Genomic DNA, 26,916 nt, shown 5'->3' with positions numbered 1-26,916 from the left:
AAACAAAGAAGGCAGCCATTATGGCTACCTTCTTTTGCTTATTTTAACACGTAAACTTTGACTTTTTGTATTCCATAATCCAAAGCTTCCGGTCTGGTGTTGAACGCCAGGTCAATCCGGTCGCCTTTAATCGCGCTACCTTGGTCTTCGGCAATGGCTTCACCATATCCTTCAACCCAAAGACGAGTTCCCATCGGAATAACGCTTGGATCTACTGCAGCGACGCCTTTCTTGACAGTGCCACCCATATAGGTGAGATCTCCCCATTTGCCGTTATCTTCAGAGCCGGGCGCATAGGCAGTGGCAGTCATATCGACAACCTTTTTATAGTTGTCTGGTGCGCCAGTCTGAGTGTCGCTTTCGACAACAGTGGACGGAGTTAGCGGCGACTGTATATTGAGGAGCTTGGCCACAGTTGAGATTTGACTCTGGTATGGCAGTAATTTAGGGACAACCTGTTCTTCTACTTGTTGACGGACTCGACCCTCGACCCCTTGGCGAACTTGGGTGCTAACGGTTTCAACTAGGGTTCCATCTGCCAGCATAGAAACAACTTCACTGTTATTATTAGCGACCACAGCCGCGGCTACTTTATTCAACGCGGCATCTTTATTGCCTTGATCCAGGTCTTGTTTTACTTCAATGGCTTGTTGCAGGAGATTGGGGTTCTGCGCAACCAGCTCGAAAAGGCGTTGTTCTAATGATGCAGCGGAAACCGGAGCGGCCGGGGTAGCTAATTGCAGCATAGCAGCCGCGAGTACTGCGACGAATATTTTTTGCATAACCTTCTCCCTTCTGGTGAGTGTATATTTTTTGGCCTCTTCAGTATATCATAATGTTTTCATAACATATACAAGCAGTATTTGGCAGTGAGGGCGTCATCGCAGCAATCATGAAAGGTTTTATAGGGGTGGGGAAAAGGCGAGGAAACGAAGAAAATCGCCTTGCTTTGCTCGCGATGACACGAGAAAGCAGGCGATCTTCCAAAAAGAGTCTTCCTTAATAATGACAGGAGATTGGGATGAATGGCTACTAACCCGGAACAACTCTCACTTTTCCTTTACTAAAGCAAGGGACAACATCAAAAATATCATACTGCAAACACCAGGCAACGTCCTTGCCTAAGCCAATTTCGGATAGGTAACGAGCGTGGCGCGATTCAGATACACGCTGCAACAACTGCGGACTGACTTCCCGGTAAGCCGAGCGTGCAAATTGAGCCGAGTCACTAAGAGCCGCCAAATCAGCCAGACGATCTGCCAGCAGTCCTGCACAGAGGGCATCTTCTAACGCGAATTCGCCTTTGCGACCGGCGCAGATAAGAACAGTATCACGGCTGTGTTCACGCAGTGTACGGCAAACTGCGGCTGCGTTGACGAACGATGCAGTGTATACAGCAGCGGACTCTGCGGCTTTAACCAGTGCAACAGTACCGTTCGTTGTTGACATGATAATCGTTTTGTCGCGAACTGCATCAGCGGTAAATTCAGGCGGTGAGTTTCCTAGGTCAAAACCGTTTACTTTCAGCGCATTGCGTTCACCAGCAAGCAGTGCATCTGGTTGAGTTTGCTTTTTCTGCAGCGCTTCTTCTACCGTTTCAACCGGAATAACGGTCGCACATTTATTAGCGAATGCCGCCGCCATGGAACTGGTCGCCCGGAACACATCAATGACCACAGCGTTCCAGTCTCTATACTGTTCGATTACGTATTCGCCTGGGGTCAGGCATACATTGATCTGCATAAATAGTTCCTATTTCGCTAGCTGGTACAAGGTCTCGACCAATACATCGGCGCCAATCTGTATATCTTCCGGGTCGGCGTATTCTTCAGGATTATGGCTGATACCTTGGCGGCAAGGAATGAAAATCATGCCTGTGGGTGCGAGCAGAGCGATATTCATCGCATCATGACCGGCGCCGCTATGGATGTCTTGATAGGAAGCGCCGCAGGATTTGGCGGCTTCGGTAATGACTGTACGGACTTCCTCATGCAATTGAACCGGCTTATCCGAGGTAAGGATGTCAATCGCTACTGGCGTTTCCTGTCCTTCGGCAATTGTCGAAATCGCATCTTTTACATCTTGTAGGCATTCGATAATGCTTTCATGGTTGACGCCTCGAATGTCGACCCACATCTCCACTAGGCCGGGAACAACATTCATTACTCCCGGGTGGACTTTTAAATTTCCCACTGTTCCAACGGTGCCATGACGCGACTGTTCCAGCGCTATCTCCTGAATAGCCAGTACAATCATAGCCGCGCTGACTAATGCATCCTGGCGGTCTTCCATCGGTGTTGTACCCGAGTGAGCCGCAAAACCTTTGACAGTGATTTTTAGGCGGGTCGGCGCCGCAATGGCTGTGACCACGCCGATCTTTTTGCCAGTAGCCTCAAGTACAGGTCCCTGTTCAATGTGCATTTCTACGAAAGCCTTGATATCGCCGGGTTTACGAACAGCTTTCTTGATATTAGCAAAATCGAGACCAAACGTACGCATGGCCTCAGCTAAAGTCACTCCATCTTTGTCTTTTGCCTTGCTCCAAAGCGTCTGGTTAACTTGCCCAACCATTGCCTTGCTGCCCATTGTCGCAAAGCCGAAACGACTAGATTCTTCCGCCATGAAGACAACAATTTCGACCGGATGGGTTAGCGGGCCGCGTGTTTGTAGATTTTTTACTGCATACAACGCGCCAGCCACACCGACAACTCCATCGTATTTTCCACCGTCTGGAACTGTGTCGATGTGTGAGCCGGTCACAACTGGAGCGGCATGGGGATCGGTCCCTTCCAATCGGCCGATCACATTGCCAAATGCGTCCTCGCGGATTGTCATGCCCATTTCCAGCATTAGGTCTATCACATATTGCCTCGCCTGGCGGTCAGACTCAGTGAAGGCCAAGCGGTCCATGCCGCGCTCGCCTGCGCCAAATTTCGCGATGTCTTCGATACATTTTTGCAGCCATGTATTTGTCATTGATTTCTCTCCTTTAGATGAACGTGCTTACAATAATCGTGAACCGATAATCAGGAGTAAAATAACCACTGCCGATACGCCTCCGACCAGAAGTGCTGTACGGTTTAGGGAGTCAGAATCATGTTTGTGATATGCGCGTTTTGTCAGGTGCTTTGCCATGCCTTTTCCCATGAATATCCCCTCCTGTATTTCGGTTTTTTTGCTTAATATTTTATTGAAATCATTCTGCGCTTAACACGGAACCTCCTGCCTAGAATGCACTAGTAACTCGTCGCACTTAAAAATATGGCTTATATTGCGGTCTTTTTCCGTCCTGCTTCGTTGTCGTCGCCTTGCATATGTCCGATATGCGCGGCTTCTCCGCCTCGCAGGACGAAAAAATCCTCGCAATCTAATCTCAAACTTTAAGTGCGACGAGCTACTAGGACAATACAATTTGCCGCGAATGCGATTAATTTGGAACATATGTTATTGACTGCTATAAAGCCGGAAATATAATCCCCGCTTAGCCAACAAATCTGCATGTCTGCCTGCTTCCGCCACTCGTCCACGAGACATGACAAAGATTTTGTCTGCCTGCTGGATTGTGGACAAACGATGGGCTACTGCTAAGATCGTGCGTTGCTCAGATATAGCGGCAAGCGCTTCTTGAACATGCTGTTCGGTCTGACTATCTATATTCGAAGTCGCTTCATCCAGCACCAAAATATCGGGCTGTGAAGCCAGTGCTCTGGCTAAAGAGAGAAGTTGCCTCTGACCTGCCGATAGCAAAGCGCCTTGATAGCCAATCAGAGTGTCATAACCCTGTGGCATCTGGGCCACCGTTGCATGCAGACTGGCTATACGGGAAGCAGATTCGACGCTACTGCGGCTAATTTCTTGATGATATAGACTAATGTTGTCTGCGATTGAGCCTTGAAATAAATGAACATCTTGAAAAACAACGCCCACTTTCCGTCTTATTACTGGCAGCGGCAGATCCCGGATGTCGATTCCGTCCAGGCGAATGACGCCGCGCTGCGGTTCATAGAACCGCAACAGCAAGTTCACTAGCGTAGTTTTCCCAGAACCAGACAAGCCGACTACACCGGCAAACTCGCCTGGTTCTATATTGATTGTTACACCACGCAAAACCCAGTCCTCGTTTTGGTAGGCAAACCACACGTCCTCAAAACTGACACTACCCCGAAAGGTACCAAGTGGTTCAGTACATGGCGTCATTTCAGGAGATGGCTCTTCGGCCAGCAGGTCATACACTCGTTCCGCCGCAGCTAATGCGGACTGAAGGGAACCGAATTTTTCAGCTAAGTCTCTGATTGGCCAAAAAAATTTCTCCACATAGCGAAGAAATGCAACCAAGACGCCAATTTCGAGACCAGTTTTCCCGTCCCAGCCGCCCAGCCAAAGTACCATAGCCACGGCTAGGGTATAAATCAGGTCAACTAGCGGCCGGAATATCGCAAAAGTCCGCATCTCCTTAAGACCGGCGGCTAAATACTGATCGCTCAATTTGCGAAATTCCTCCCCAGTTATCTGGAAGCGGGCGAACGCCTTGACAATCGGTGCACCGTTTAGATTTTCTTGCACAAAGCTGTTTACCAATGCGGTCTTTTCTCTGACCAGGCGATAGGCAAGCCGGGCATAGCGTTGGTACAATAACGTTGAAGCCACCATAAGTGGCAGCATGGCGTAAGAAACCAGAGCCAGCCGCCAGTCGAGAGCTAGCATAACTAGCATAATGCCAATCAGAGTAAGAATATTACTGGCAAACGATACAATGACATCAGTATATAATTCCTTTAATGCGTCTGTATCATTCGTAACTCGAGTCACCATCCGACCGACAGGCTGTCCTTCCAGCTCAGCATAGGGGCGGTAAAGCAGGTGACGAAATATCTTTTGTCTGGCGCCAAGAATGATGGTCTGGCCGATATATTGCAGCAGAACAGTTTGAATATAGGAAAACATAGCAGTTGCGCCAATGCTAGCAGCGTATAGAGCTGCCAACTGGGCAAGGCCCTCGATATTGCCGGTTTGCATGTGGCTGTCGATTGCGACCTTCATGAGATAGGGACGGATCAAGTCAAAGCCGGTCGCCAGCAGCATAACAACAAGCGCAACCCACATATACAGTCGCATCGGTTGCGACATACCCCATAAAAACTTGAGAAGCTTCATACTTACTGGTACAGTTCTCTCATAGTCTTTTGTCTGGAAATATCGAGCCATTATTCGTCTCCATTCACGATCTGTTGTTCGTATAACCGATAATACAGACCTTGCCGGGCCAATAATTCTCCGTGTGTCCCCTGCTCGGCAATCCTGCCTGCGTCCATTACGACAATCAAATCGGCGTTGCGTACAGCCGCGACCCGCTGGGACACAACAATTGAGGTCCGCCCGTCAAGAAATAGTTTCATCTGCGAAAGCAAACTGTCCTGGGTCCGGTAGTCGAGCGCCGAAAACACGTCATCGAGCAACAAGATCGCGGGGTTCTTTATCAAGGCGCGAGCAATGGCTACGCGTTGTTTCTGCCCGCCTGACAGCCTGGTTCCTTTTTCACCTAAGACAGTTTCCATGCCTTGCGGCTTTTCATCAATATCTTCGTCAACGACAGCCAGCCTTGCAGCTTCCTCAATTTCGCGGCGTGAATAGCTTTTGTCAAACGCAATATTTTCGCCGATGGTGCGCGAAAATAACAAGCTATCCTGCGGTACATAGCCAATTGCCGTCCGTAATGGTCGAAAACCTATTCCGTGAATTTCTCTACCGCCGATGAAAACACTATCTGGCGGGGCATCATATAAGCGAAGCAACACTTTCAGCAAAGTGGATTTGCCGCTACCTGTTCGTCCGACCACGCCGACAAATGCCCCGGGAGCAACCTGCAGACTTACATTTGATAATGTAGGGGCAATCGCGGCGGGATAAGAAAAGGTTAGATTGCGCAGCTCAACGCCCGCATCTAACAGTTCGGCACAATTCTCGTCACATTCGTCGGCCTCCACAGCAGGAACATCAAGGATATTAGCGATACGCGCGAGCGAGGCCGCTCCCCGTTCCAACGTATTTAATAGAAAACCCAATCCCATGACTGGCCAGATGATCAGCCCCAAGTAGCCTTGGAATGCGGCCATATCACCAATGGTCATTCCACCATTAATCACTAGTCTACCGCCAAAGTATAAGGTAATCGCATAGGACAATAATGGCAGAGCATGAGTCAACGGAATATACGCCGCCTGGACTTTTGACGATCTCATGCCTGCATCCATATTCTTCTGACTCAAAGCAGCGAAGCGATGACTGACGGTTTCTTCTGACGCAAACCCTTTAATGACCCGAAAGCCTGCAAATACTTCTTGCGAATAGTCGGTCAATGCGGAAAAACTCTCCTGCACTGTGCGAAACGACTGATGCACAGCTTTGCCCATGTAGGTAGCTACCAACAAAATGACTGGCAGTGGCAGAGTCGCAAGCAAAGTCAAATTCCAGTTAATCGAGCTACCCATGATAGCTAACGATAAGGCTGCCATAAATACAGCGTCAATCAAGAGAATGCAGCCCAAGCCGAAAGTCATACGCACCGCTGATGCATCATTCGTCAATAATGCCATCAATGCGCCCGGGCCCTGTCGATCATAATATTCTAAAGGTAAGCGCAAAGCATGATTAAACACTATCTCCCGCAGGAAATATTCCAACCGCCGGGTGGCCCCCATAATGCATTCCCGATACCCGTAGCGGAGACCAGCAATAATGACAGCGATTAACAAAAGCGTAAGCAACACCTGAGTCAGAGAACTGCTGTCAGCGGCGATTGCATCCACAGCCTGGCCAATTAAACGGGGAATAAGCAGTTGCAGGGCATCGACCACGATCAACAGCATAATGCCGAAAACATAACGTTTCCAGTGCTGTGAAAAAAACGGGGCTAATAGTCGCCAGTCTTTACTAATTCTCATAAATCCTCCATCGTGTCTATATATAGTTTGCCGCGCGCGACCTCCTTTCCTGCTGTTTTATGGTATGATAGTGGTAAGAAAAACCATGGGATAATTAGGGTAACGGAAATCACGAACCTCAGAGTACACAGAGTGCGCTGAGGGGCAGAAGTTACCAGTGCGTATAGCAGCAAGCACAAGCTGCGAAAAGGAAGATGGCTTTATTGGAGGAATAAGCAATGAGTATATTAGCTGACCTAAAGACTCCCATCTTTGCGGCTGAAGGAATATTACACATTGATCCTGCAACTTTTCGGCTTGAGGTAAGCGGATTGGTCGACCGACCGCTTTCTTTTAGCTTGGCGGAGCTCAAGCAACAATTCCCGATAGCGACAGTCAATCGCCGCTTAACCTCGGTTAGCGGCTGGTCTGTACGGGCAGACTGGAATGGTATCTTGTGGCGAGACTTTTTTAAGTCGATCGGGGTACAAGAGAAAGCACGCTATGTATTATTCGCCAGTCCAGCCGACTATACTACCGTTGTTTGGCTGAAGGATCTCGAGGAGGGCGAGGCTCTGCTGGCATGGGGAGCAGGTGGACAGGCGTTAGAGCCTGAATACGGCGGCCCGCTACGTATGGTCGTGCCTCAATTGTGGGGCTATAAAAGCTGCAAATGGTTGTGTCGGATTGAATTTCTCGAAAAGTACCGCACTGGTTATTGGGAGCTCCGCGGCTATTCGCACCGGGCAGAGATTGAACCAGGTGAAACCTTTGATGTTAATTCCGGCCAGTATTACCCCATTCCTGGCGGCGAGGTAACTAATTTCTAACGGATAATAGTTATTGATTTCTTTTTACTCCTATGGTAAAATATAGTCAAAAGTTCTGAGGAGGCTGTTAGTAATGGAAAAACGTCAAGGAATTGTTACTTTTGCTGGGAAGCCGATTACCTTGGTCGGCCACGAAGTTAAAGTGGGCGAAAAAGCCCCTGATTTTACCGCTCTAACTACTGATCTGACCCCATTTTCATTAAGCGAGCTCAAAGGACAAGTTGTCGTCATCAGTGTAGTACCTTCGATTGATACCTCGGTTTGCGACATACAGACCCGTTGGTTCAATGAAGATGCAGCAAAAATTGATGGTTTAGTTGTGCTGTCTGTCAGTGTTGACTTGCCATTTGCATTGAAAAAGTATTGCGCTGCCAAGGATATCAGCACCGTAAAAACGCTATCCGACCACAAAGATCTGGACTTCGGCTTGAAGTATGGGTTCGTGATCGAAGAACTACGCCTGCTGTCCCGTGGCACAGTTGTGGTTGACCGCGAAGGCGTGGTTCGCTATGTGGAGTATGTGCCGGTTATTAGTGAACAGCCACAGTATGATAAGGTGATGGCCGCAGTTAAAGCGTGCTTGTAGCTTTCAAAGCCTGATCAAAGAAGAATGGCCCATTCCCTTCGTAGTTGGGAATGGGCCGTTTTGTTTGTTATCTTCCTTATTAAGCGTTGCCTGCCGCTTTCGGCAGGTTAGCGTTCTGAAGCCGGACTGTCTTGTGATCAAATGGTGAAGACAAGACAATAAGGGTTTCGACAGAGCCAAGTTCTAGCAATTGTTCGTGCAATTCTTCCAGTTCGGCCATGCCATTCACAACAGCTTCAGTTAGATAGCAATATTTGCCTGAAATGCGGTGGCAAGAAAGAATCTGTTCGTGCGCGGCGGCAAATTCAGCAAATTGGCGACAACTACAAGAGCAATTCACTAAGAAAAAGGCTCGCAACGATGAACCTATTTTCTTGACATCTACGACTGCAGCATAACCACGAATGATACCGCTTTCTTCCAATTTTTTCACACGTTCGATGGCCGCAGGACTGGTTAGGCCAATTTGCCCTCCCAAATCTTTCATCGTCATGCGACCATCGTTTTGCAGCAATTCGAGGATGCGTCGATCAATATCATCCATCGTAAATTATTCTATGCAGCAGTCAATCATGTTCTTTTTGTAGTTGCTGTACATAGACTTCAACTCTTCCATTTTAGCGGACATCTCAATTTGCATATCGGAAGCGGCGTCATACTCGCCGGCTGCCAGGGCTGATTTGAGGCGGCAGAACAGACTCTTTTGCGCCTTCGAATCTTTAGCTAGGTATACGCGCAGAGCATTGATCTTTGCCCACTTCTCATCATCAACATCGGTACCGGTTGTTTGATTATGCAGGCATTGGTACTCGCGGATCATGTCAAGATTTTCTGGAATGATGCGAGTAGTTAATTCTGTTTTCCAACGCAACAACGCACCATTCACGAATGCATCGACCAGAGGTTTGCGGAAGGCATTACCGGCAGTGATAACAGCTACCTTATCCGGATACTTTTCAATACCCTTCATGTTTTCCCAAACGGTTGCAGGCGGTTTACCAAACAGTCGATCCCGCTCTTCAGCGCTATAGTCTTCAAATACATCATGCTCGCTGCGGTAGGCGCGATCTTTCTCCAGATAGAATCCAGGCGTACCTGCATCTTTTGAAAGCTCTGCCAAGAGTTCTTCGGTCGTTTTTCCGGCACTCACAGCGGCCTTAACGCCATCAACCATCGCCAAATAGAATGCGCTGAGCGCGATGTACGTGTTGGTGAAGGGATTCGGAGCGCGGACTTCAAAACGAGTAGCTAACGGGTTATTGACATCACGGACAAGACCGGCCAGGATGGTACGGTTACGGGACGGCACCGCCGGGTTGTGTCCGAGCGAAGTTACGATACAGACTGGCGCTTCAAAGCCGGGTTTAAGACGATTAAGCGAATCATTAGTAGCTGAAACGAATGGATTGATGGCTTCATAGTTTTTCAGAACACCCATGATGGCACCATAACCGACTGCGCTCATGAAATCAGCTTTCATGTCATTTGGCGCGAACAAGTTGACAATTTTACCATTCTTCATTTTAGCAGCAAATCCGACATGGGTATGTTCGCCATTACCTGCAACACCAATAATCGGTTTCGCTTTAAAGGATACTTCCAGTCCATTTTCCCGGAATACCTCTTTCACCAGAATGCGCGCTTGAAGCTCATTATCGGCAGCCTGCATGGCATTAGCGAAACGCCAATCGATCTCCAATTGCTCGACCACGTGAGTAACAGCGCCGCTCTCGTCAATCTGTGCCTTTAATCCGCCGACTTCCTTATGTCCCATCTCCGGTTCCAGGCCGTAATTCGCCATCATCAACAGCGATTCTTCCAGGGCAGTGCGGGCATCGCCACGGGTACGAGCCCAATAGTTCTCCTGCATAGCCTGAGTGGCAGACAGTTCTTCAACAGGAGCCTTCTCAGCCGGGGTCTTAATCCAAAATTCTAACTCTGTTCCAGAGGTAAAAATGATCTCCTCTACGTCTTCGCCATTAACATGCTCAAGTCCGGAGATTTTCTTGCCGCTTTTCAGTAGTGTTAGCAGTTCCTTAGAGACGTACTGCAATGATTGGGCTAGTATAGAGCGGGAATCAACGCGTACTCCGTCATGTTCCAGGAAGGCGGGAATGCGCAAGGTGCCGACCGGCTTGCCGGTCTGGATATCTATATGTTCATAATTATAATCAACAAACCAGTTGACTGTTGGATCAGCCAGCATATCAACCTTGGCGTTATTTAAGGAGGCGATACCAGTCAAGACGACAGACGATCCATCAGTTTGGACTGCACTACCGGTAAAGAAATCGTTGATATCCTTTTTGAAAATTTTAACAGGAATTTTCTCGTCTGTGTCGTTCCCAGCCAGGTCAATACCGACGAGTGAGACAAATTTAATCTCGGGATGACAATCGAGTATCGCGACAATCGCTTCAGAAGTATGGCTGCCAGCGGGGATAACGTACATTAAATCGTTTCTCATAAAAACCTCACCTCTCCAAATTATTTATATTATTTTGCACCTACGGGAAATAATGTAGTCGCTAGGTCTCAAAAAAAGACAAATCTCCCCTGTAATAAAACAGGGGAGTCAACAGCGACTCACTTACTATCTGAGATTTATAAATCTATAATATCACATTTTTTTATTTTGTCTAGAGGGGAAAATAAGTTTTTTTATAATTTTTTTATCCAGACATACATGAGTTAATTAAGTGAAACTTCAAATCGTCATTAGGAGTCTGTTGCAAAAGCAACAGACATCCAACAAATCATGAGACTAGTTGAAAAAGCTTCAGCTGCTAGGAACAGCGAGGCTTGCGCCGCGCGGCGTACAAAAGGTAAGCAAGCAAGCAAACGCAGTCGTGATCGCGCAACTCTTGGCGTTTTAGCGACCTAGAGTTGGCGGCATACCCCTCGCGGTGCAACGCAGATGGAGGTTTTGCAACGGTTTCCTAGTAGCGGATCATCCGCACAGATAGTCTGCCACGATCCGAGCCCGCCCCAACGGATCGTCTCCACCGGGAAATTCAAGCGCCGCTAAACCATTATAACCATTAGATAGTAGCTGTTTATAAAGACCACGCACATCAACCAAACCAGTACCAGGATGGCTGTGTTTCATGACTCCCTGCTCGGAAACTGCATCTTTCAAATGCACATAGCCAATGTACGGCAAGAATTGTTCCAACGCTTTTTCCGGCTGAACACCCGAGTACAGCCAATTGGCTGTGTCAAAGGTGAGCTTGAAGTTTGGCGAACCAACTGTCACTAACAAGTCTGCCAGCAGGCCTGCGTCACCCTTGTCTTTGCTGGGTCCGTTTTCAACAGCCAGCAAAATAGAGGCTTTTTCGGCATCGGCCAGAATCTGCCGCATGGCCGCCAGCCACCAGTCAGTTTTTGCTAAGCTGGCATCAAATGCGCCGGTTGCGACATTCATCCGTAATACCTTCGCTCCAAGGCGTACTGCGATGGCCAACGACTGTCGTAGAGCTGCCAACGCTTGAATTGTCTGAGCTTGGTCTACCGCCAAAATTCCATCATTTGCCGCATAAACTGCAGTCAGTCCTGTTTTTGCGATGAGAGCGGCAACTTGGTCGACCTCGGATTCTTGATCACGCCAAAACGGGCGGAACTCCACACCAGCCAAATTCAAATCCTTTGCCCAGCCAACGAGTTCGGTTTGACTTAAACCCTCTTTGCATTGCTTTTCCCATAATACTGCACTGAGTAAAAGCTTCACACCGATTCCTCCAATTGTTTCTTCTGTTTTTCCGCTAGTGCCTTAGCAACGAGCTGCGTAGTATGCAGAACGTTTTGCGGCATTTCCCTCTGACACAGTCCGTCAATCAGATGCATACGGCACGAACCGCAGCCAGTGACCACGACATCCGCAGCTGTGCTGGCAATATCGTTGAGTTTTCGATTATTAATGTCACGTGATAATTCATAATAGGTCAAATTGAAGCTACCGCCCGCGCCGCAACAACGATCCGGTTCTTTCATTTCCTTCAGTTTTACGCCGGGAATGGCGGTAATCAGTTTACGCACCTGCTTGATCACCCCCAGGCCTCGTCCTAAGTGGCAGGGGTCATGTATGGTCACTGTCAGATTCACTTCACCCAGCAGGTTAGGGTCCATGGGTTGGATTTCAGTCAGGTATTCAGCAATGTCATAAGTCTTCTTAGCAATCCGCCCAATTTTCTCCATATACTCCGGTTCATCAGCAAGCAAACGCGCATATTCATGCCGCCAAGCGCTACCGCAGGAACCGCAGATGGTAATGACTGCATCAACTTCCAGACTGGCGAATATGTCAATATTGTGCCTGGCCAGTAGTTTGCCACTATCTACGTCACCAGATGTAAACAGGGGAAATCCGCAGCAATGTTGCAATTTTGGCAACACAACCTCAATGCCATTAGCGGTCAGGATATCAACTGTCGCTTTGCCGGAGTCTGTATAGATATAGTTAGCCATGCAGCCGGTAAAGAAAGCGACGCGAGCTTTGGCATTGGTAACGTGAACCGCTTCTGGCAACTGTTTACGCAACGACTTCGCGGCAAAAGGACTAATAACCCGGCGCTTGCTTAAGCCTGGCATCGGAAATCGTTGGACGGCGCCGAGACGTCCGTCTGTATTTCGTTTAATGCCTAAGTCCTGAAGCAGTCCAGCGGCGGTTAAGCACAGATCAAACACCGCGCGTCGCCGCAATACGGCGAATACTGCTTTCTTTATCGGCGATAATCCGACTTTCGCCACAGCAAGTTCTCGGCCGGCTAGAATCAGTTCGTCCGCATGCACTCCGCTAGGGCATTGCGCGGAACAGGTCTTACACAATAGACACTTCGAGAGAATGGCTGAGATTTCCTCTATCGGAACATCTTTTCCCTCCAGATAATCACGTAAGAGCGCCAATTTGCCTCGAGCAACCGTCGACTCTATACCCGCTTCTCGGAAGATCGGGCAGGCGAAGCGACATTGACCACAGCGAACGCATTGGCTAACTTTCCGTTTAAGCGCTGCATTATTTTCCATGTCTGTCACCTACCTCCAAGCGCCATCTTGCCCGGATTGAGTATGTTTTTCGGGTCAAGGGCATTTTTAATGGTCCTCATGACCTCAAGCGCGGCGCCATGCTCGCGTTCCATGTATTGATCACGAACTAGGCCGACACCGTGTTCACCGGTCACGGTTCCGTTCAGCATTAACGCCAATTCATGAATTTCGTTCGCAACCAGGCGAACGCGGCGGATTTCTTCTTCACTCTCTAAGTCAATGACTGGAGCGGAATGGAAATTGCCATCTGCTACGTGTCCATAGGTTACAATAATCGTGTCATATTTTTCACCAATACGTTGAATTCCCTCAAGTGCAGCGCCGACATTGGTAATTGGCACGCAAATATCTTCTCCAATATAGACCCGAGTAGCACCGGGACGAACCCGACCGCTGGCGGCGCCAACGACGCCGCGCGCCTCCCAGAGTACTTTCACCTGTTCCGGCGCATCTGTCCACTCTACATGGGCAGCAATCGGGGCGCAGATTTCGGCGACCCGCTGTGCCTGGTAACTAACGGCAGCCGCTGGTCCATCCACTTCAAAGAACAGTACGGCGGCAACGTCAGTAGGCAATTTGATGCTCGGCTTATACAAACACGCCGCCTTAATCGCCGATTTATCAAGTATTTCAATTGCCGAAGGAACAATCTTATTACGGAAAACCTCGACAACCGCCCGCCCTGCATCACCGAGTTGATTGAAGGCGGCAATCGCGATACCTTTTTTCTCCGGCAACGGCATGATCTTCAGCCTGGCCCGAGTAATGATGCCGAGGGTGCCTTCCGCTCCGACAAACAGTTTAGTCAGGTCATAGCCGGACACTGTCTTGAGCGAACGACAGGCAACACCACCTGTGCGAATTTCACGGCCATCTGACAGCACGACATCGAGACCTAGTACATACTCTCGAGTTGTTCCATACTTCATCGCCCGCATACCACTGGCGTTATATGAAATCATGCCAGCGATTGTCGCCATTTTCGTGCTGCCGGGATCAGGGGGAAAGGAAAATCCCAACGGGGCAAGCGCCTGGTTAAGATCCGCATGAACGACACCTGGCTCAACGATTACCTGGAGGTTATCGGTATCTATCTCGATGATTCTGTTCAGACGCGACAAGTCGATAATCAAGCCGCCGTATTTTGCGACTGCACCGCCCGCTTGACCGGTGCCGGCGCCGCGGGGAATGACAGGTATTGCATGTTGGTGGCAAAAGCTCATCACTGGCGGAATCGCTTCCGCCTTATCCGGAATAAATACCGCCGATGGCAGGTACTGCTGCAATTGTGACTCTAACGATGAATCATAGGAATAACAGAGAATGTCGGATTTCGCAGTTAGAATAGATTTTTCGCCGGCAATCGTGACTAATTGCTGAAGATGGCTTTTATCCATGAATGAGGCCTCCATTTCATACTTGAGATCATGGCAACAGGTAATGCAAAAAGCATGCCATAAAGCCAGAGAAAACAACCATAAAGAACGGAGTCGCCGAACCGCAGAATATGCGGAGCACCTCACAAGGCACACGCAGAGAATGATTAACCGTAAAAAGAAAAAGAATACGCTAAGGAATTATACTAGAAAAGGTATGTTCCAAACTGGAACACACCTTGTGAAACATTAGCTTCTTATTGTTGACCTTCTAGCTCTTTTAATCGCCGCCAGAGAGTAACCCGGCCGATGCCGAGAATCTCGGCGGCTTTTTGTTTGTTGCCGTTGGTTTTAGCCAGTGCTTCACGAATCGCTTCATCCTCCGCTCCTTTAAGGCTGCGGGTGGCAGGCGGCGGAGCGGATAAATCCATGCGTTTCGCCAGTACCCGCAACACGTCCTGGGTAGTAATCGACTTGCCTAGCGACAACGCTGTCAATCTGCCGACAACATTATGCAGTTCACGAATATTACCTGGCCAATCATAGTCTGTGAGCAGCTCCATGGCTTGAGGTTCTATTCTTTCTACCGCTGTCCGGTATTGGCTACTAAACTCGCGAATAAAGTTGCGGACAAAGTAAGCAATATCTTCTGTACGTTCACGGAGCGGCGGTATGTCAAGAGTCAGCACATCCAGCCGATAATATAAGTCTTCGCGAAATCTCCGTTCCCGTACCATCCGCTGCAAGTCACGATTGGTAGCGGCGATGACTCGGATGTTAACCGGAATAATACGGTCATCGCCCAGCCTGTATACTTCATGTTCCTGCAGTACACGCAATAAACGAGCTTGTAAGAGTTCGGACATCTCCCCAATTTCATCGAGAAAGATGGTCCCGCCGTGCGCCTGCTCAAACAGGCCCATTTTCCCGCCCTTCTTGGCGCCGGTAAATGCACCTTCTGAATAGCCGAATAGTTCACTTTCTAGAATGTTCTCCGGAATTGCGGCGCAGTTTACCACTACAAAGGGACCCTTGCGCCGAGTACCTGCTTGGTGAATGGCATGGGCGAAATATTCCTTGCCAACCCCTGTCTCGCCTTGTATGAGTACCGTGCTGTCAAAGCAGGCAAACCGTTTTGCTTCTTCAAGCGCCCGCTGCATTTCTGACGAGCGAGTCTCAATATCAAGAAATGTATATTTAGCGACCCGGCCCCGGCTCGACATCTCCTGTCTGGTCTTATGCTCGATATCTTGCAGTCGGCGCAATTCCTGCAGTGTGGCAACTATACCGACTACAGAACCGCCGGCAACAATAGGCAGATAGTTGACAACCAGTTCCATTGAGCCGATCCGTTCGATTTTTCCTGTCAGCTTTTCACCGAGTTTAAGGTATTGACGCATGCGATCAACCCACTCACCGGCGGCATCGCCGTCAATATTTAATAATCGCCTGGCTTCACTGTTGACTGCCGTAAGTTCGCCACGTGCATCTAAAGCAAGCACACCAGAGTCCACTGTATTGATGATAACATCGGTTTGCCTGGCGTTAGCATCCCGGATGCCATGCAGTGCCAGCATTTGACGCGCTGCTTCTAAAGCAATTTGCAGCGCCTCGTGCCCTGATCGCAGCAGAACGCCCTTGACGCCGCGCCGTTCGGCCTCAAAGACTACCGCCTGATTGCCAATTACACAGTCGGCTTGAAGGTCAATCGCCATACTTACGGCTGATGCATATTCCGGATAGTCATCGATGTTAACTTTAATGATCGCGTCCGGGGCGGATAGAATAGCCTCAATGCTTGCCATCCCCTCAAGAACTGTGAGCGACTCGACGACCGCCGCCTGAGTGGACAGTTTGACTGCCTCCTGATACGCCCGCAGTAAATCGTACCCGGAAAAGGGTATCTCGATCACCGACACGTCTGACAAACGTTCGGCAATCAGCCGATAAGTCAGGCCACGACTGACCAACACCCTGGCGCCGCCAAGAACTGCCTTGCGTGCGGCCATCACCCCTTCTTCTAAGCGAGCGTAGACAACCTCAATATCCTCACTGCCTATGAGCAAATCCTCTAACACGGCGCAAATCTCCCGGCTAGGAATGATAAATGCAATTTCTGCCACGTTGAACTCCCTTTCCCATTAAGCATTACAGGCATTTTATTGGCAAGGCAGCGATTCCCCAAACCCCTAGTTGCCTAACAATCGCGTCAACCGCCTGCGCCAAATTATCAGCAACAGCCGGACTAAGGCTAAATCCCCACTCAATCGAACCAGGCTCCAGCCCCAAAATCACAACCTCTGGCAGCGGTTTCTCCATGACTTCGAGCATACGCAGCACTTCCCGAATTCCCGCCTCATGGAGAGATATCTTTCCCCGGAAATAATCAGCAATTTCATCACCGTGAAGCACATACAAACTACCTGGCGGTTGACCACCAGCCACTGCGTCGACAACAATTAGCCTCTCACAGCCTGATAAGAGCTGGACTAGATCCAGCCCCAACGTGCCGCCATCAACAACATGAATATCTGGTGAAAAGACATAGCCGCGCTGCAATTCTTCAACAACACGTACACCAAGTCCTTCATCGCTAAGTAATATGTTGCCAATCCCTACTATGGCAATGTTCGTCATCTAGGAAACTCCTATCACCGGCTCACTACGATTTCACAAGCCGATCTTCAGCCGGAAAACTCACTGTAAATACTGTTCCCTCGTTGGGGCGACTATTTACAACTACAGTTCCTTGGTGCAGTTCAATGATTTCTTTGGCAATAGCCAAGCCCAGTCCGGTTCCGCTCTCCGTCCGGCTATGAGCTTTATCTACTTTATAAAATCGTTCCCAAATATATGGCAGATCCTCGGTCGGAATTCCAACACCGGAATCTGTGATGCTCAATTGAGCTCCTGTTGGAACTTCCTTCACTACTAACCGAATTGAACCGCCGGCAGGAGTAAATTTCAGCGCATTATCCATTAATATGACAATAAGCTGAGTCAGCCTATCGCCATTGCCGGCGACCATAACAGCTTCGGTTTCAACACTGAGAGTTATACCTTTAGCAGTTGCTTGTCCACGGAACTTAGCAGCAGCAGCCTCCGCCAATTCAGCCAGCGGGATCGGCTCCAGTTCCTGGCGATGGCCGGACTGAAGCCGGCTAAGATCTAACAGGTCATAGATTAGGCGTTCGAGACGTTCACTTTCCTCACGGATCAAATGTTGATACTTTTTGATTGTAACGGGGTCTGTCACCGCTTCATCCAGCATGGCTTCATTATAGCCTTTAATGATAGTCAACGGCGTCCGCAGTTCATGTGACACATTGGCAACAAAGTCTCGTCGTAGTTTTTCGACCATCTCTGTCTGTCTGACAAAGTGTGCAAGATCTTGCGCCAATGAATTCAACGATTTGCCTAGTTCCCCAACTTCATCCTCACTAGTAACTGAAACGCGTGTCTGATAATCTCCTCTGGCCATCGCACCGGCGATCAATTGCATTTGTCGCAATGGCCGAACGATACCACGCGATAACCAAGTCGTAATAGCCAAGGCCAACAGTATAGCGACTAAGCCAATGACACCAATATAAAGATATATCCTGTACATATATTCGTTGATTGATTGGATAGGTGCATGTAGCAGCACAGCTCCAGCCACCGATCCATCACTATTGCGTAGCGGCACAGCAGCCATCAACATCTGTTCATTATAAAACGGGTGTTCAAATATGCGAGTCCATTCCTGGCCCTGAAAGACAGGTGCCATCTCGTCCAAAACAGAGCGCAGCATACCGGCGGACGGCATAGCCTGTCCCTTCCCGGGCTCACGACCACCCATCATCCCATGCCCCATCGGCCCTCTCATGTGGTGATTCTGCAACCGAGGCGGGGTCGAGATCGCGACAACCCGTCCAGCGGCGTCAACGACCCAGACTCGCGCGTCAAGAAAACTATCTACACTGTTTACATACGCTACCAATTGAGCGTCTGTGAGCTTTCCCTGACTGTATTCTTCCACTATGCGTACCAATTCTTGCCCTTTGTTGAGCAATTCCTGCTTTTTACTCAGCACAAAATAGTCTCGAATCAGAACAGATACACCGACCGATACAAGAATAAGCAGAGCTACGATGACTGCCATATAACTAAACAGCAGTTTTTTTTGCAGCGACTGCCTCATGCTTTCACCTCAAATTTATAGCCCACTCCCCAAATTGTTTTGATATCCCAGGGAGTGTCCTCCCTAGCGCCGATCTTCTGTCTGATGCGTTTGATATGGGTATCAACCGTCCGGGTATCGCCAAAATAACTATAGCCCCAAATCGCCTCCAGCAGTTGATCACGCGAAAAGACTCTGCCGGGATGGGATGCAAGATGCCACAGCAGTTCCATTTCTTTCGCCGTAAAGGCGCTGGTTTGCCCATATGACGTTACCGTATACTCGGCAATATTAATTTCCAGATAGGGAAAAGAAAGGACAGACGCGGCGACAAAGCCGGCATCCGGAACGCGTCTTAGCACAGCCTTGGCCCTGGCTACTACTTCGCGGGGATTAAACGGCTTAGATACATAGTCGTCTGCGCCTAATTCCAGACCCATGATCCGATCCTCATCCTCCGCCCTTGCTGTTAACATGATGATTGGAACAGGCGATATTTTACGAATTTGTTTACACGCCTCCAACCCATCAAGCACCGGCATCATAAGATCAAGGATGATGATATTAGGCTTTACCTGCTGCACTTTAATAATCGTATCAGCGCCATCGATTGCCTCGACGACGGTAAAGCCTTCTTTAGAAAAATACAGAGCGAGAATTTCCCGAATGCTCGGCTCATCATCTGCAATTAACACTGTATGTCCAGTTTGTCCGTTCAATTTAGAACCCTCCTCTGACCTGAAACCATTACGGTATCAGCATACCAAAATGAAGGAGTTTTTGCACAGAATATTTAGGATAAAATAAAAAAACTCCCGGAAATCCGGGAGTTTTACCATTAGAGTACTGTGTCTAACAATGCTGACAAATCCTTACGCGGGCGATACCCCACAACCCGATTGACTTCTTTGCCATTCTTGAAAATAACCAAGGTTGGAATGCTCTTGACAGCATAGCGAGATGCGACCTGAGACTGCGCGTCTACATCGACCTTGCAAACAACCGCTTTGTTAGCATAAGCTTCAGCAACTGCCTCTACCTCCGGGGCAACCATCTTGCAGGGACCGCACCAAGACGCCCAAAAGTCGACAAGAACAGGTTTATCTGACTGGAGAACTAGTTTATCAAAATCTGCTTCGGATTCAATATGTAAGGCACTCATATAAAAACCTCCATTTCTTGTCATTACGCCATATTTGGCTTATTTATATTGTAGAAAATCTGGCAGGTAAAGTCAAGGAGGGAAGGTATTTACTACCGGCTCATTAACAAGTTGGGCAAAAATGTTGAAAGCGAAGGGATGTAGGTGATTAATAGTAGCACGACAATACCAATTAAGAATGGAATCCAAATTGCTTTGCTCAATTTCTCTAGTGAGATGCCAGACGTGCCACAAATGGCGAATAAAACGCCGCCGACTGGCGGGGTTATTAGACCAAGCACCAAATTAAAGCAAACAACCAAACCCATATGTACCGGATCAATTCCTAGTTTATCCGCCATCGGCGCAAGTACAGGGGTAACAATTGTCAAGGCAGGCGCTGTCTCCATTGGGATTCCAATTAAAATTAGCGCTATATTGACAAGCAACAACACCACCCATGGGGATGTGCTTACTTGCGATATGGCTTCAATAATAGCCTGGGGCATTTGTTCAGCTGCGACAATCCAGGCAAAGGGTTCTGACATACCCAAAAGCATCATGATCATAGCTGACTCCAAACCTGCAGCAAGAAGTATATCTGGGATACGGCTAATCTTCAGACGTTTATAAAACAGACCGCCAACAAGAATCGCGTAAATAACAGTCACTCCAGCCGCCTCGGTTGGCGTAAATATACCGCCAAGGATACCGCCCATGATGATAACAGGCATCAATAACGCCGGCAGCGCCTTCCATGCACCAATGACGACTTCTTTAAATGAAGCGCGGGGTTCTTTGGGATACTCCCTTTTTCTAGCCACAATGCCCATATAGATCATCAAGCCAATTCCCAACAGAATCCCGGGAATAATTCCGCCCAAAAACAAGGCACCAATGGATACATTGGCGATGACACCATAGACGATAAACGGAATGCTAGGTGGGATAATTGGTCCCATGCAAGATGCCGTTGCCGTGACAGCCGCAGCAACATCTTCATCATAGCCTGCTTTCTTCATCGCTGGCAGCATAACAACGCCGATGGCAACCGCTGTAGCGACAGCCGCGCCGGATATGGCGGCAAAAATCCCGCTGGCAAGGATTGTGGCCATGCCCAATCCACCGCTGATGTGTCCAAGCAACAGACGAGCGAAGCGCACCAGGTCTTGTGTCAGACCGCCTTCATTCATCAGGTTTCCAGCTAGCATAAATAAGGGAATAGCCAGCAACGGAAAGGATGCCATGCCGCCGAAGGCAGTTTGCGTCAACATGGTAAGCGATACATCACCCTGCAGCAAGACATATAGCATAGCCGAACCACCCAAACCAATAGCGATCGGGATGCCAAGGGATAACAAAATAATGAAGGCAATAAGAAAAATCAACAGCATAGTTCTTTCCTCCCCGCTACATGGACTCGCTCACATGGTCAGGACTCTTTTCGTTACCATTGCCGATTCGGTCTGTAACGCCAAGAAACAGCAAAAACTCTTCTAAGCTAATCAACAGCATGGCAAAAAAGCCTAGCGGCAAAGCAACATATGGTAAAGACATAGGAATTTCCATGCCAGGCGAGGTTTGGCTGTGATTAATTACAGTTTGTTCAAGGCCATAATATATCATTGTCGTCAGGAAAAAAAACATAAATGCATAGCCGACTCCTTGAGCAATCCGCGCAACTTTGAGTGGCAGTTTTTCAATGACATAGTTCATGCTAACCTGATAACCCTTTTTTAGACCGACAGCAGCCCCCATCATCGAAGCCCACACCAAAGCATAGGTGGAAAGTTCGCCTGACCAAATAGACATCTTGCCAAGGACATAACGGCCAAAAACCTCGTAGGGTATGACTAATGCAATCGTCCCCATAGCCGCAATGACGCCCCACCGGCACAGTTTCAGCACCAAGAGATTGCTCTTCTGAAACCAGTACATACCTTCACCCCAATTCTATCTCTGCGCGCGCATACTATGAGCGGCCGACGACTTACGCCGCCGGCCCGTAAACCAGCTACTTCACCGCAAGTATAGCGTCAACCTTATCTTTGCCGAACTGTTTTGCGTATTCGTCAAACGCAGGCTGCATGGCTTTTATCCAGGCATCTTTGTTAACGTCGCGGACAACAACCAGACCTTTACCTTCCATCTCTTTTAGCGATTTTTCCTCACTGTCGCGGTTTAACTTACGCTGATAAGCAGCAACTTCAAGCGCGGTCTTCGCGAATATCTCCTGATCAGCCTTAGGCATGGCTTGCCATTTCTTCATGCTGATGATCATTGGCGCCGGGGAATATACATGACCGGTAAGAGAGAAGTACTTTTGCACTTCATAGAACTTTGCGCTACTGAACACAGCCACCGGGTTTTCTTGACCGTCAATAACCTTTTGTTGTAAGGCCGGATAAAGTTCGCCCCAAGCCATCGGCGTCGGATTTAGGCCAGCTGCCTTAAACGCTGCAAGGTGAACTTTATTTTCCATAGTGCGAATTTTGAGACCTTTGCCCTCTTCCGGTGTCTTGACTGCTGTTTTCGAATTAGTCAGATGCCGGAAACCATTTTCCCAGAAAGCCAACCCTTTCAAACCGGATTTATCTAGGTCATCGAGAAGTGCCCGACCAATCGGACCGTCAAGTACTTTATCCACATGAGCCCCATCTCGGAACAGAAATGGTAAATCAGTAATCAGCATAGAGGGACTAAAGCCGCCGACCGGTCCGGTCGAACCAACATAAATATCAATTGTACCCTGTTGTAATGCTTCCAGGCATTCGCGCTCGCCTTTAGCAAGCTGAGAATCAGGATATAAAGTAATAGTGATCCGCCCATTGGTACGCTCTTTAATCAGTTCAGCAAACTTGGCTCCACCGAGCATATACGGATGAGTGGCAGATTGAGTTGATGTCAACTTCATGGTTGCCTTGAACTCGGTTTTCCCCTCTGCCGGAGCAGCTTTCTTGTCGCCGCCGCAACCGGCGATAACGACCATAAATACCAGTAGCAACATAATCGCGAGCACTTTTTTCATAGGTTTTCACTCCTTTTTCATGAGAATACCTAGACTGCTCTCAGGGATTAACTGACTGTTGTTACACTACCGCCTCCCTTGCCCGGTAATAACCGGCAGCATGTCGGGCGCGTGAGTTAACGCCACAATGCTGGCTGAATCACCAAGTATGGCTGTGGCGGCATCAAGCGCTTCCTGTATCGTAGCAAACGGAGTAAAGCTGAGCTTTCTTACTTCGTGTGGACTGATGCCATCTGAGACAAAGAATACTCTGGCTCTCCGTCTCACCTGTCCCCATGCCATTGCTAGAGCTGCAGCAACGTGATCGTGGATGAATCCTTGTTCCATCAGCATTTTTACTTCCTCCGGCTTCTTACCGGCAAAGTCTGCTATATCTGCATGGGTCTTGGCTATACCTTCATAGCAGGGAGTAGCCACAATGATGATTCCACCTTCGCGCACAGCCCGGTCAGCTGCATACAAGGTCTTATGCGCCTGCCAAAATTCTAGATCGCAAGGGTGTGAACTGGCTAGAACAATGTCAGCCTCTTGTGCTAATTCTACGGCATATACGGCTTCAGCAGCCTCTACTCCATGCAAGAAGGCCTTCTCTACATCGCCAAAAAAGGCTTTGACGACTTCGCCTGAGCGGTTTAGAACGGTGTTAAAGATCGTGTTGAGACCAATCTGGCGGGCAATGACGTTCAATTCGCGCCGAACCGGATTATCTACCACACCGAGTAGGGAGCGAGGCTCTTGCACACTCAGCAAATGAGTTTCGGCCGTAGTTTGCTCTCCTGACACTCCAGGCTGAACAATCTTTGCTCCACCTGCATAGCCGGGTATATGGTGCGGCACGATACTGCCAATACCCAGTTTAAAGTCTGCTTCATACACTTCCTTATTGATACTAATACTGGTTCCATTCTGAGTACAGCCTAGGTCCACGAGGCTGTCCGGGTCGCGAAATGGGTGATTTTTGATAATAACCCGTCTGACCGTTTCTTCACCGAATTTATCCAGTATTTCGTCTTCAGTCATAAAACGGTGCGTCCCTAATGCAATAACAATACTGATGTGTTCATCAAGGACGCCTGCAGCGTTGCACTCGTCAAGCAAAATCGGAATAATCGCCGCTGTCGGTGTCAGGCGGGTGTTATCATCTGCGACCAAAACGACTTTTTGTTTACCGCGCACCAACTCACGTAGTGGCGGCGAGCCAATAGGGTCAGCCAGTGCACGACGAATTTCCTGTTCCAGGTTGGCAACAGGCAGAGCGTCATGCGGCGAAAGCACCCCCAGCAAACGTTCACGGGCTATTGTAGCTTCGACTTCTCGGTCACCATAGGGAAGTCGTATGGTTACCTGCGACATATACCTTCCCCCTTGCCTTCTGCTCTGGCATGCGCCATAAGAGCCGCCATGCGGATGGATTCCATCATGCTGAGATGATCAGCCGTTCCTTTGCCCGCCTTGCCAAATGCGGTGCCATGGTCAACAGATGTTCTGATAAACGGCAAACCTACTGTGATGTTTACTCCCTGCTCAAAACCGAGAACCTTTAGCGGGATATGTCCCTGATCATGGTACATGACAACAACAATATCGAAATGACCCCGGTGGGCGGCGCGGAAGAATACTGTATCAGGCGGCACTGGGCCGGTTACATCCAATCCCATTTTCTTCGCTGCTTCGATAGCTGGTATGATCTCTTCAATATCCTCATTGCCAAACATACCACCTTCACCGGAGTGAGGATTAAGACCAGCGACAGCGATCCGCGGGTTCAAAATACCAATCAGCTTCATTGCTTGATCAGCCAATTGAATGACTCGTAAAACCCGCTCTTTTTTAACCAATTCGCAGGCGCGCCGTATTGAAACATGGGTTGACACATGGATGACCCGCAAGGCGCCACCAGTCAGCATCATAGCATAGTCTTTGGTGTTCGACAGATGCGCCAAAATCTCTGTATGTCCCGGGAAATGACAGCCGCCTTGGTTCATCGCATCCTTATTTAGCGGTGCGGTGGCAATTGCATCAATTTTATCTTCCATCGCCAACTTCACAGCCATTTCCACATATTCATAGGCCGCTTTGCCGGCGCGGGGATCGACTACTGCAAAAGGCAAGTCGGCAGGTAGATTGTTCAGATCAATCACATCGATCCGTCCATATTCTTGGCCAGCTGTGCAAGGTTCTGTCACCGCATAGCAGGGAAGTTCTGCTTTGATGATACCAACAGCGCGTCGCATGATGCCTATATCGCCAATAACAACTGGACGACACATGTTGTATATTTCTTTATCTTGCAGTGATTTAACAATAATCTCCGGACCAATGCCAGTTGCGTCACCCATGGTAATCGCTATTAGCGGTTTCATTTGTCCCAACTCCTTATTTGCTTTGTATTGTGTCCACAGCTTTATTGATGGCCTGCTCGTCGCCAAAAGCTCCCGCCTTGGTAACTACTTTTAGTCCCGCATATTGTCCAGAACTGAGCCGACCGAAGGGAATTCCCGGGGCCACCTCTGAGCAGACTTCCATACTACTTGCTCCAAGGGCAACACAAACTTGAACGGCTGTATCTCCGCCCGTTATGAATAACCCTTCCACGCCTTCACCAACCAGTTGCCGGGTGATTTCCCCCAATTTTTCAGCAATCAAATCACTTACCGCCATGGAATCAAGCCCAAATTGTCCACCACAGGCGCGCACCAGCTCAACTGATTCACGACCATTTGACGAGACAATAGCTACGTGTTGGTGATTTTGTATATGTTGACGAGCCGTTTCGACACAACGGGAAACCTCAAAATTCGGCTGCTCGATAAGGTTCTTCCCATTCACAGTCACGAGTGCGGTATCCGGACGGACTAAAAAAGCATCAATTTGAGCGGCAGTCACACTACTAACGCTTCCCACCACAACAAGCACAGGCAAACCCTTACTTTTTGGCGTCTGGCAAGAGTGAACTACAGGCAACTGATAAAGCATTGGCAAACATTCTGCCATTCCGGCAGAACCCACCCAGAGAACGTGTTTTCCTGAATTATACACTGCAAGCGTGATGGCTTTAAGGTGTATCTCATCTGTCGCATCGAAAGAAATCAGCTTCACCCCGTCTGCCACGCACTTCTCAAGAAGTCTTCGTATCACGACTTCGCCTGCTAGAAGATCAGCTAATTCAATATGAGCTACTCGATATCGGCTTTGGGTTCTCAAAATAGCTGATAATCGCGAATCTGTCACAGGCGATTTAGGGTCCTGAGCGATTTCAGTCGCTTGAAGCGGAATCTGATTGAGCAAATGATATCCTCCCACTGTAATTCTGCCTATGCGTGGAAAAGCCGGAGCAACGATTGCACAATCGAATTCGAATACATCGAGTACAGCGTCGATTTCGGAGCCTAGGTTGCCTCGTAATGTTGAATCAACCTTTTTATAAATAATGGGGATATTGCTGTTCTTGATCAACTTTGCTGCCCAAACTACTCGTTCATAGGCTGCCAGCGAATCGAGTCCTCGGCTATCAGTATCGATTACAATGACATCAGCTTCGTCTGGCAATGCATTGTTACCAGCAGCGACGATGACAACATGCGTCCGCAGTCCATACTTAGCAAATTGAACGCCTGTATCATTAGCTCCGGTTAAATCATCAGCAATAATAGCAATATGAGGCATGCATTTCACCCACGTTCTACCTAGTAATACACTTCACGCAATATTGTTAGCATAAAGCATGCCAATCCGCCGATATTATCGAGAGTTGTATAGGAGCTTGCCAGAAGGCATAAATTCTCTTGTTTCGCAAAAGTTCTTCCATTATAACTTTAAAAAATGCTGCA

Annotated in this window: 24 protein-coding genes; 2 read left to right on the top strand and 22 right to left on the bottom strand. The window is 48.6% G+C overall.

What is annotated here, in order from left to right; translation table 11 throughout:
• Positions 1-38: 38 nt before the first annotated feature.
• From AXX12_RS17835 to AXX12_RS17815, 6 genes are all read right to left on the bottom strand, one after another.
• On the bottom strand, positions 39-782 hold the full coding sequence (locus tag AXX12_RS17835; RefSeq protein WP_066245651.1) for a 3D domain-containing protein: 744 nt from the start codon (positions 780-782) through the stop codon (positions 39-41).
• 250 nt (positions 783-1,032) lie between these two features.
• Positions 1,033-1,743: a 2-phosphosulfolactate phosphatase gene (locus tag AXX12_RS17830; RefSeq protein ID WP_066245649.1), complete on the bottom strand. Its 711-nt coding sequence runs from the start codon at positions 1,741-1,743 to the stop codon at positions 1,033-1,035.
• A gap of 9 nt (positions 1,744-1,752) precedes the next feature.
• Positions 1,753-2,976, bottom strand: a complete 1,224-nt coding sequence (locus AXX12_RS17825) for a Zn-dependent hydrolase (protein ID WP_066245646.1) — start codon at positions 2,974-2,976, stop codon at positions 1,753-1,755.
• A 27-nt stretch (positions 2,977-3,003) separates the two neighbouring features.
• Positions 3,004-3,147: a hypothetical protein gene (locus tag AXX12_RS19500; RefSeq protein WP_156478715.1), complete on the bottom strand. Its 144-nt coding sequence runs from the start codon at positions 3,145-3,147 to the stop codon at positions 3,004-3,006.
• Positions 3,148-3,444: 297 nt separating this feature from the next.
• Positions 3,445-5,205, bottom strand: coding sequence for an ABC transporter ATP-binding protein (locus AXX12_RS17820; protein WP_066245645.1), 1,761 nt, complete (start codon positions 5,203-5,205; stop codon positions 3,445-3,447).
• Positions 5,205-6,941, bottom strand: coding sequence for an ABC transporter ATP-binding protein (locus AXX12_RS17815; protein ID WP_066245643.1), 1,737 nt, complete (start codon positions 6,939-6,941; stop codon positions 5,205-5,207). Before AXX12_RS17815 ends, AXX12_RS17820 begins: the two co-directional genes overlap by 1 nt.
• A gap of 218 nt (positions 6,942-7,159) precedes the next feature.
• Here AXX12_RS17815 and AXX12_RS17810 point away from each other — a divergent pair, with 218 nt between their 5' ends.
• Together AXX12_RS17810 and tpx are read left to right on the top strand one after the other, a co-directional pair.
• On the top strand, positions 7,160-7,750 hold the full coding sequence (locus AXX12_RS17810) for a molybdopterin-dependent oxidoreductase (protein ID WP_066245642.1): 591 nt from the start codon (positions 7,160-7,162) through the stop codon (positions 7,748-7,750).
• 73 nt (positions 7,751-7,823) lie between these two features.
• Complete coding sequence (gene tpx, locus AXX12_RS17805; protein WP_066245640.1) at positions 7,824-8,336, top strand: thiol peroxidase; 513 nt, start codon at positions 7,824-7,826, stop codon at positions 8,334-8,336.
• Between the two features lie 79 nt (positions 8,337-8,415).
• Here the strand turns inward: tpx and AXX12_RS17800 are convergent, their stop codons facing one another.
• The 16 genes from AXX12_RS17800 to AXX12_RS17720 form a co-directional block, all read right to left on the bottom strand.
• Positions 8,416-8,880 (bottom strand): Lrp/AsnC family transcriptional regulator, encoded by a 465-nt coding sequence (locus tag AXX12_RS17800; RefSeq protein ID WP_066245637.1) that lies wholly within the window; start codon positions 8,878-8,880, stop codon positions 8,416-8,418.
• A 6-nt stretch (positions 8,881-8,886) separates the two neighbouring features.
• Positions 8,887-10,803, bottom strand: coding sequence for a type I glutamate--ammonia ligase (locus AXX12_RS17795; RefSeq protein ID WP_066245635.1), 1,917 nt, complete (start codon positions 10,801-10,803; stop codon positions 8,887-8,889).
• A gap of 483 nt (positions 10,804-11,286) precedes the next feature.
• Entirely contained in the window at positions 11,287-12,063 is a 777-nt protein-coding gene (locus AXX12_RS17790) for a sugar phosphate isomerase/epimerase family protein (RefSeq protein ID WP_066245633.1), read from the bottom strand.
• Entirely contained in the window at positions 12,060-13,358 is a 1,299-nt protein-coding gene (locus AXX12_RS17785; RefSeq protein ID WP_066245632.1) for a (Fe-S)-binding protein, read from the bottom strand. The genes AXX12_RS17790 and AXX12_RS17785 overlap by 4 nt, the downstream gene beginning before the upstream one ends.
• A 5-nt stretch (positions 13,359-13,363) precedes the next feature.
• Positions 13,364-14,776: an FAD-binding oxidoreductase gene (locus AXX12_RS17780; protein ID WP_066245629.1), complete on the bottom strand. Its 1,413-nt coding sequence runs from the start codon at positions 14,774-14,776 to the stop codon at positions 13,364-13,366.
• A gap of 236 nt (positions 14,777-15,012) precedes the next feature.
• The gene (locus AXX12_RS17770) at positions 15,013-16,878 is read right to left on the bottom strand and encodes a sigma 54-interacting transcriptional regulator (protein ID WP_066245625.1); all 1,866 of its coding nucleotides are present in this window, start codon (positions 16,876-16,878) and stop codon (positions 15,013-15,015) included.
• Positions 16,879-16,903: 25 nt separating this feature from the next.
• Positions 16,904-17,392 (bottom strand): HyaD/HybD family hydrogenase maturation endopeptidase, encoded by a 489-nt coding sequence (locus AXX12_RS17765; protein ID WP_066245623.1) that lies wholly within the window; start codon positions 17,390-17,392, stop codon positions 16,904-16,906.
• A 25-nt stretch (positions 17,393-17,417) separates the two neighbouring features.
• Positions 17,418-18,938, bottom strand: a complete 1,521-nt coding sequence (locus AXX12_RS17760) for a sensor histidine kinase (RefSeq protein WP_066245622.1) — start codon at positions 18,936-18,938, stop codon at positions 17,418-17,420.
• Entirely contained in the window at positions 18,935-19,636 is a 702-nt protein-coding gene (locus AXX12_RS17755) for a response regulator transcription factor (protein ID WP_074431399.1), read from the bottom strand. Before AXX12_RS17755 ends, AXX12_RS17760 begins: the two co-directional genes overlap by 4 nt.
• Before the next feature lie 119 nt (positions 19,637-19,755).
• Positions 19,756-20,079 carry a thioredoxin gene (trxA, locus tag AXX12_RS17750; protein ID WP_066245621.1) on the bottom strand — a complete coding sequence of 108 codons (324 nt, stop codon included), beginning with the start codon at positions 20,077-20,079 and terminating at the stop codon, positions 19,756-19,758.
• 92 nt (positions 20,080-20,171) lie between these two features.
• Positions 20,172-21,452, bottom strand: a complete 1,281-nt coding sequence (locus AXX12_RS17745) for a TRAP transporter large permease (RefSeq protein ID WP_066245619.1) — start codon at positions 21,450-21,452, stop codon at positions 20,172-20,174.
• A gap of 16 nt (positions 21,453-21,468) precedes the next feature.
• Positions 21,469-21,996, bottom strand: a complete 528-nt coding sequence (locus tag AXX12_RS17740) for a TRAP transporter small permease (protein WP_066245617.1) — start codon at positions 21,994-21,996, stop codon at positions 21,469-21,471.
• Positions 21,997-22,072: 76 nt separating this feature from the next.
• The gene (locus AXX12_RS17735) at positions 22,073-23,086 is read right to left on the bottom strand and encodes a TRAP transporter substrate-binding protein (RefSeq protein ID WP_066245613.1); all 1,014 of its coding nucleotides are present in this window, start codon (positions 23,084-23,086) and stop codon (positions 22,073-22,075) included.
• A 66-nt stretch (positions 23,087-23,152) separates the two neighbouring features.
• Entirely contained in the window at positions 23,153-24,439 is a 1,287-nt protein-coding gene (locus AXX12_RS17730) for a nickel-dependent lactate racemase family protein (RefSeq protein WP_066245611.1), read from the bottom strand.
• Positions 24,427-25,449, bottom strand: coding sequence for a 4-hydroxythreonine-4-phosphate dehydrogenase PdxA (gene pdxA / locus AXX12_RS17725; protein ID WP_066245609.1), 1,023 nt, complete (start codon positions 25,447-25,449; stop codon positions 24,427-24,429). Before pdxA ends, AXX12_RS17730 begins: the two co-directional genes overlap by 13 nt.
• A gap of 13 nt (positions 25,450-25,462) precedes the next feature.
• Positions 25,463-26,752 carry a four-carbon acid sugar kinase family protein gene (locus AXX12_RS17720; protein ID WP_066245607.1) on the bottom strand — a complete coding sequence of 430 codons (1,290 nt, stop codon included), beginning with the start codon at positions 26,750-26,752 and terminating at the stop codon, positions 25,463-25,465.
• Positions 26,753-26,916: the final 164 nt, after the last annotated feature.

It is taken from the genome of Anaerosporomusa subterranea (genome assembly GCF_001611555.1).
Taxonomy (GTDB): domain Bacteria; phylum Bacillota; class Negativicutes; order Sporomusales; family Acetonemataceae; genus Anaerosporomusa; species Anaerosporomusa subterranea.
This window is presented reverse-complemented; position numbering and strand designations above follow the sequence as displayed.

Excerpts from the sequence above, each read along its gene's own strand:
- AXX12_RS17835 (WP_066245651.1), bottom strand. The coding sequence starts at position 782 with ATGCAAAAAATATTCGTCGCAGTACTCGCGGCTGCTATGCTGCAATTA.
- AXX12_RS17830 (WP_066245649.1), bottom strand. The coding sequence starts at position 1,743 with ATGCAGATCAATGTATGCCTGACCCCAGGCGAATACGTAATCGAACAG.
- AXX12_RS17825 (WP_066245646.1), bottom strand. The coding sequence starts at position 2,976 with ATGACAAATACATGGCTGCAAAAATGTATCGAAGACATCGCGAAATTT.
- AXX12_RS19500 (WP_156478715.1), bottom strand. The coding sequence starts at position 3,147 with ATGGGAAAAGGCATGGCAAAGCACCTGACAAAACGCGCATATCACAAA.
- AXX12_RS17820 (WP_066245645.1), bottom strand. The coding sequence starts at position 5,205 with ATGGCTCGATATTTCCAGACAAAAGACTATGAGAGAACTGTACCAGTA.
- AXX12_RS17815 (WP_066245643.1), bottom strand. The coding sequence starts at position 6,941 with ATGAGAATTAGTAAAGACTGGCGACTATTAGCCCCGTTTTTTTCACAG.
- AXX12_RS17810 (WP_066245642.1), top strand. The coding sequence starts at position 7,160 with ATGAGTATATTAGCTGACCTAAAGACTCCCATCTTTGCGGCTGAAGGA.
- tpx (WP_066245640.1), top strand. The coding sequence starts at position 7,824 with ATGGAAAAACGTCAAGGAATTGTTACTTTTGCTGGGAAGCCGATTACC.
- AXX12_RS17800 (WP_066245637.1), bottom strand. The coding sequence starts at position 8,880 with ATGGATGATATTGATCGACGCATCCTCGAATTGCTGCAAAACGATGGT.
- AXX12_RS17795 (WP_066245635.1), bottom strand. The coding sequence starts at position 10,803 with ATGAGAAACGATTTAATGTACGTTATCCCCGCTGGCAGCCATACTTCT.
- AXX12_RS17785 (WP_066245632.1), bottom strand. The coding sequence starts at position 13,358 with ATGGAAAATAATGCAGCGCTTAAACGGAAAGTTAGCCAATGCGTTCGC.
- AXX12_RS17780 (WP_066245629.1), bottom strand. The coding sequence starts at position 14,776 with ATGGATAAAAGCCATCTTCAGCAATTAGTCACGATTGCCGGCGAAAAA.
- AXX12_RS17765 (WP_066245623.1), bottom strand. The coding sequence starts at position 17,392 with ATGACGAACATTGCCATAGTAGGGATTGGCAACATATTACTTAGCGAT.
- AXX12_RS17760 (WP_066245622.1), bottom strand. The coding sequence starts at position 18,938 with ATGAGGCAGTCGCTGCAAAAAAAACTGCTGTTTAGTTATATGGCAGTC.
- trxA (WP_066245621.1), bottom strand. The coding sequence starts at position 20,079 with ATGAGTGCCTTACATATTGAATCCGAAGCAGATTTTGATAAACTAGTT.
- AXX12_RS17745 (WP_066245619.1), bottom strand. The coding sequence starts at position 21,452 with ATGCTGTTGATTTTTCTTATTGCCTTCATTATTTTGTTATCCCTTGGC.
- AXX12_RS17740 (WP_066245617.1), bottom strand. The coding sequence starts at position 21,996 with ATGTACTGGTTTCAGAAGAGCAATCTCTTGGTGCTGAAACTGTGCCGG.
- AXX12_RS17735 (WP_066245613.1), bottom strand. The coding sequence starts at position 23,086 with ATGAAAAAAGTGCTCGCGATTATGTTGCTACTGGTATTTATGGTCGTT.
- AXX12_RS17730 (WP_066245611.1), bottom strand. The coding sequence starts at position 24,439 with ATGTCGCAGGTAACCATACGACTTCCCTATGGTGACCGAGAAGTCGAA.
- pdxA (WP_066245609.1), bottom strand. The coding sequence starts at position 25,449 with ATGAAACCGCTAATAGCGATTACCATGGGTGACGCAACTGGCATTGGT.
- AXX12_RS17720 (WP_066245607.1), bottom strand. The coding sequence starts at position 26,752 with ATGCCTCATATTGCTATTATTGCTGATGATTTAACCGGAGCTAATGAT.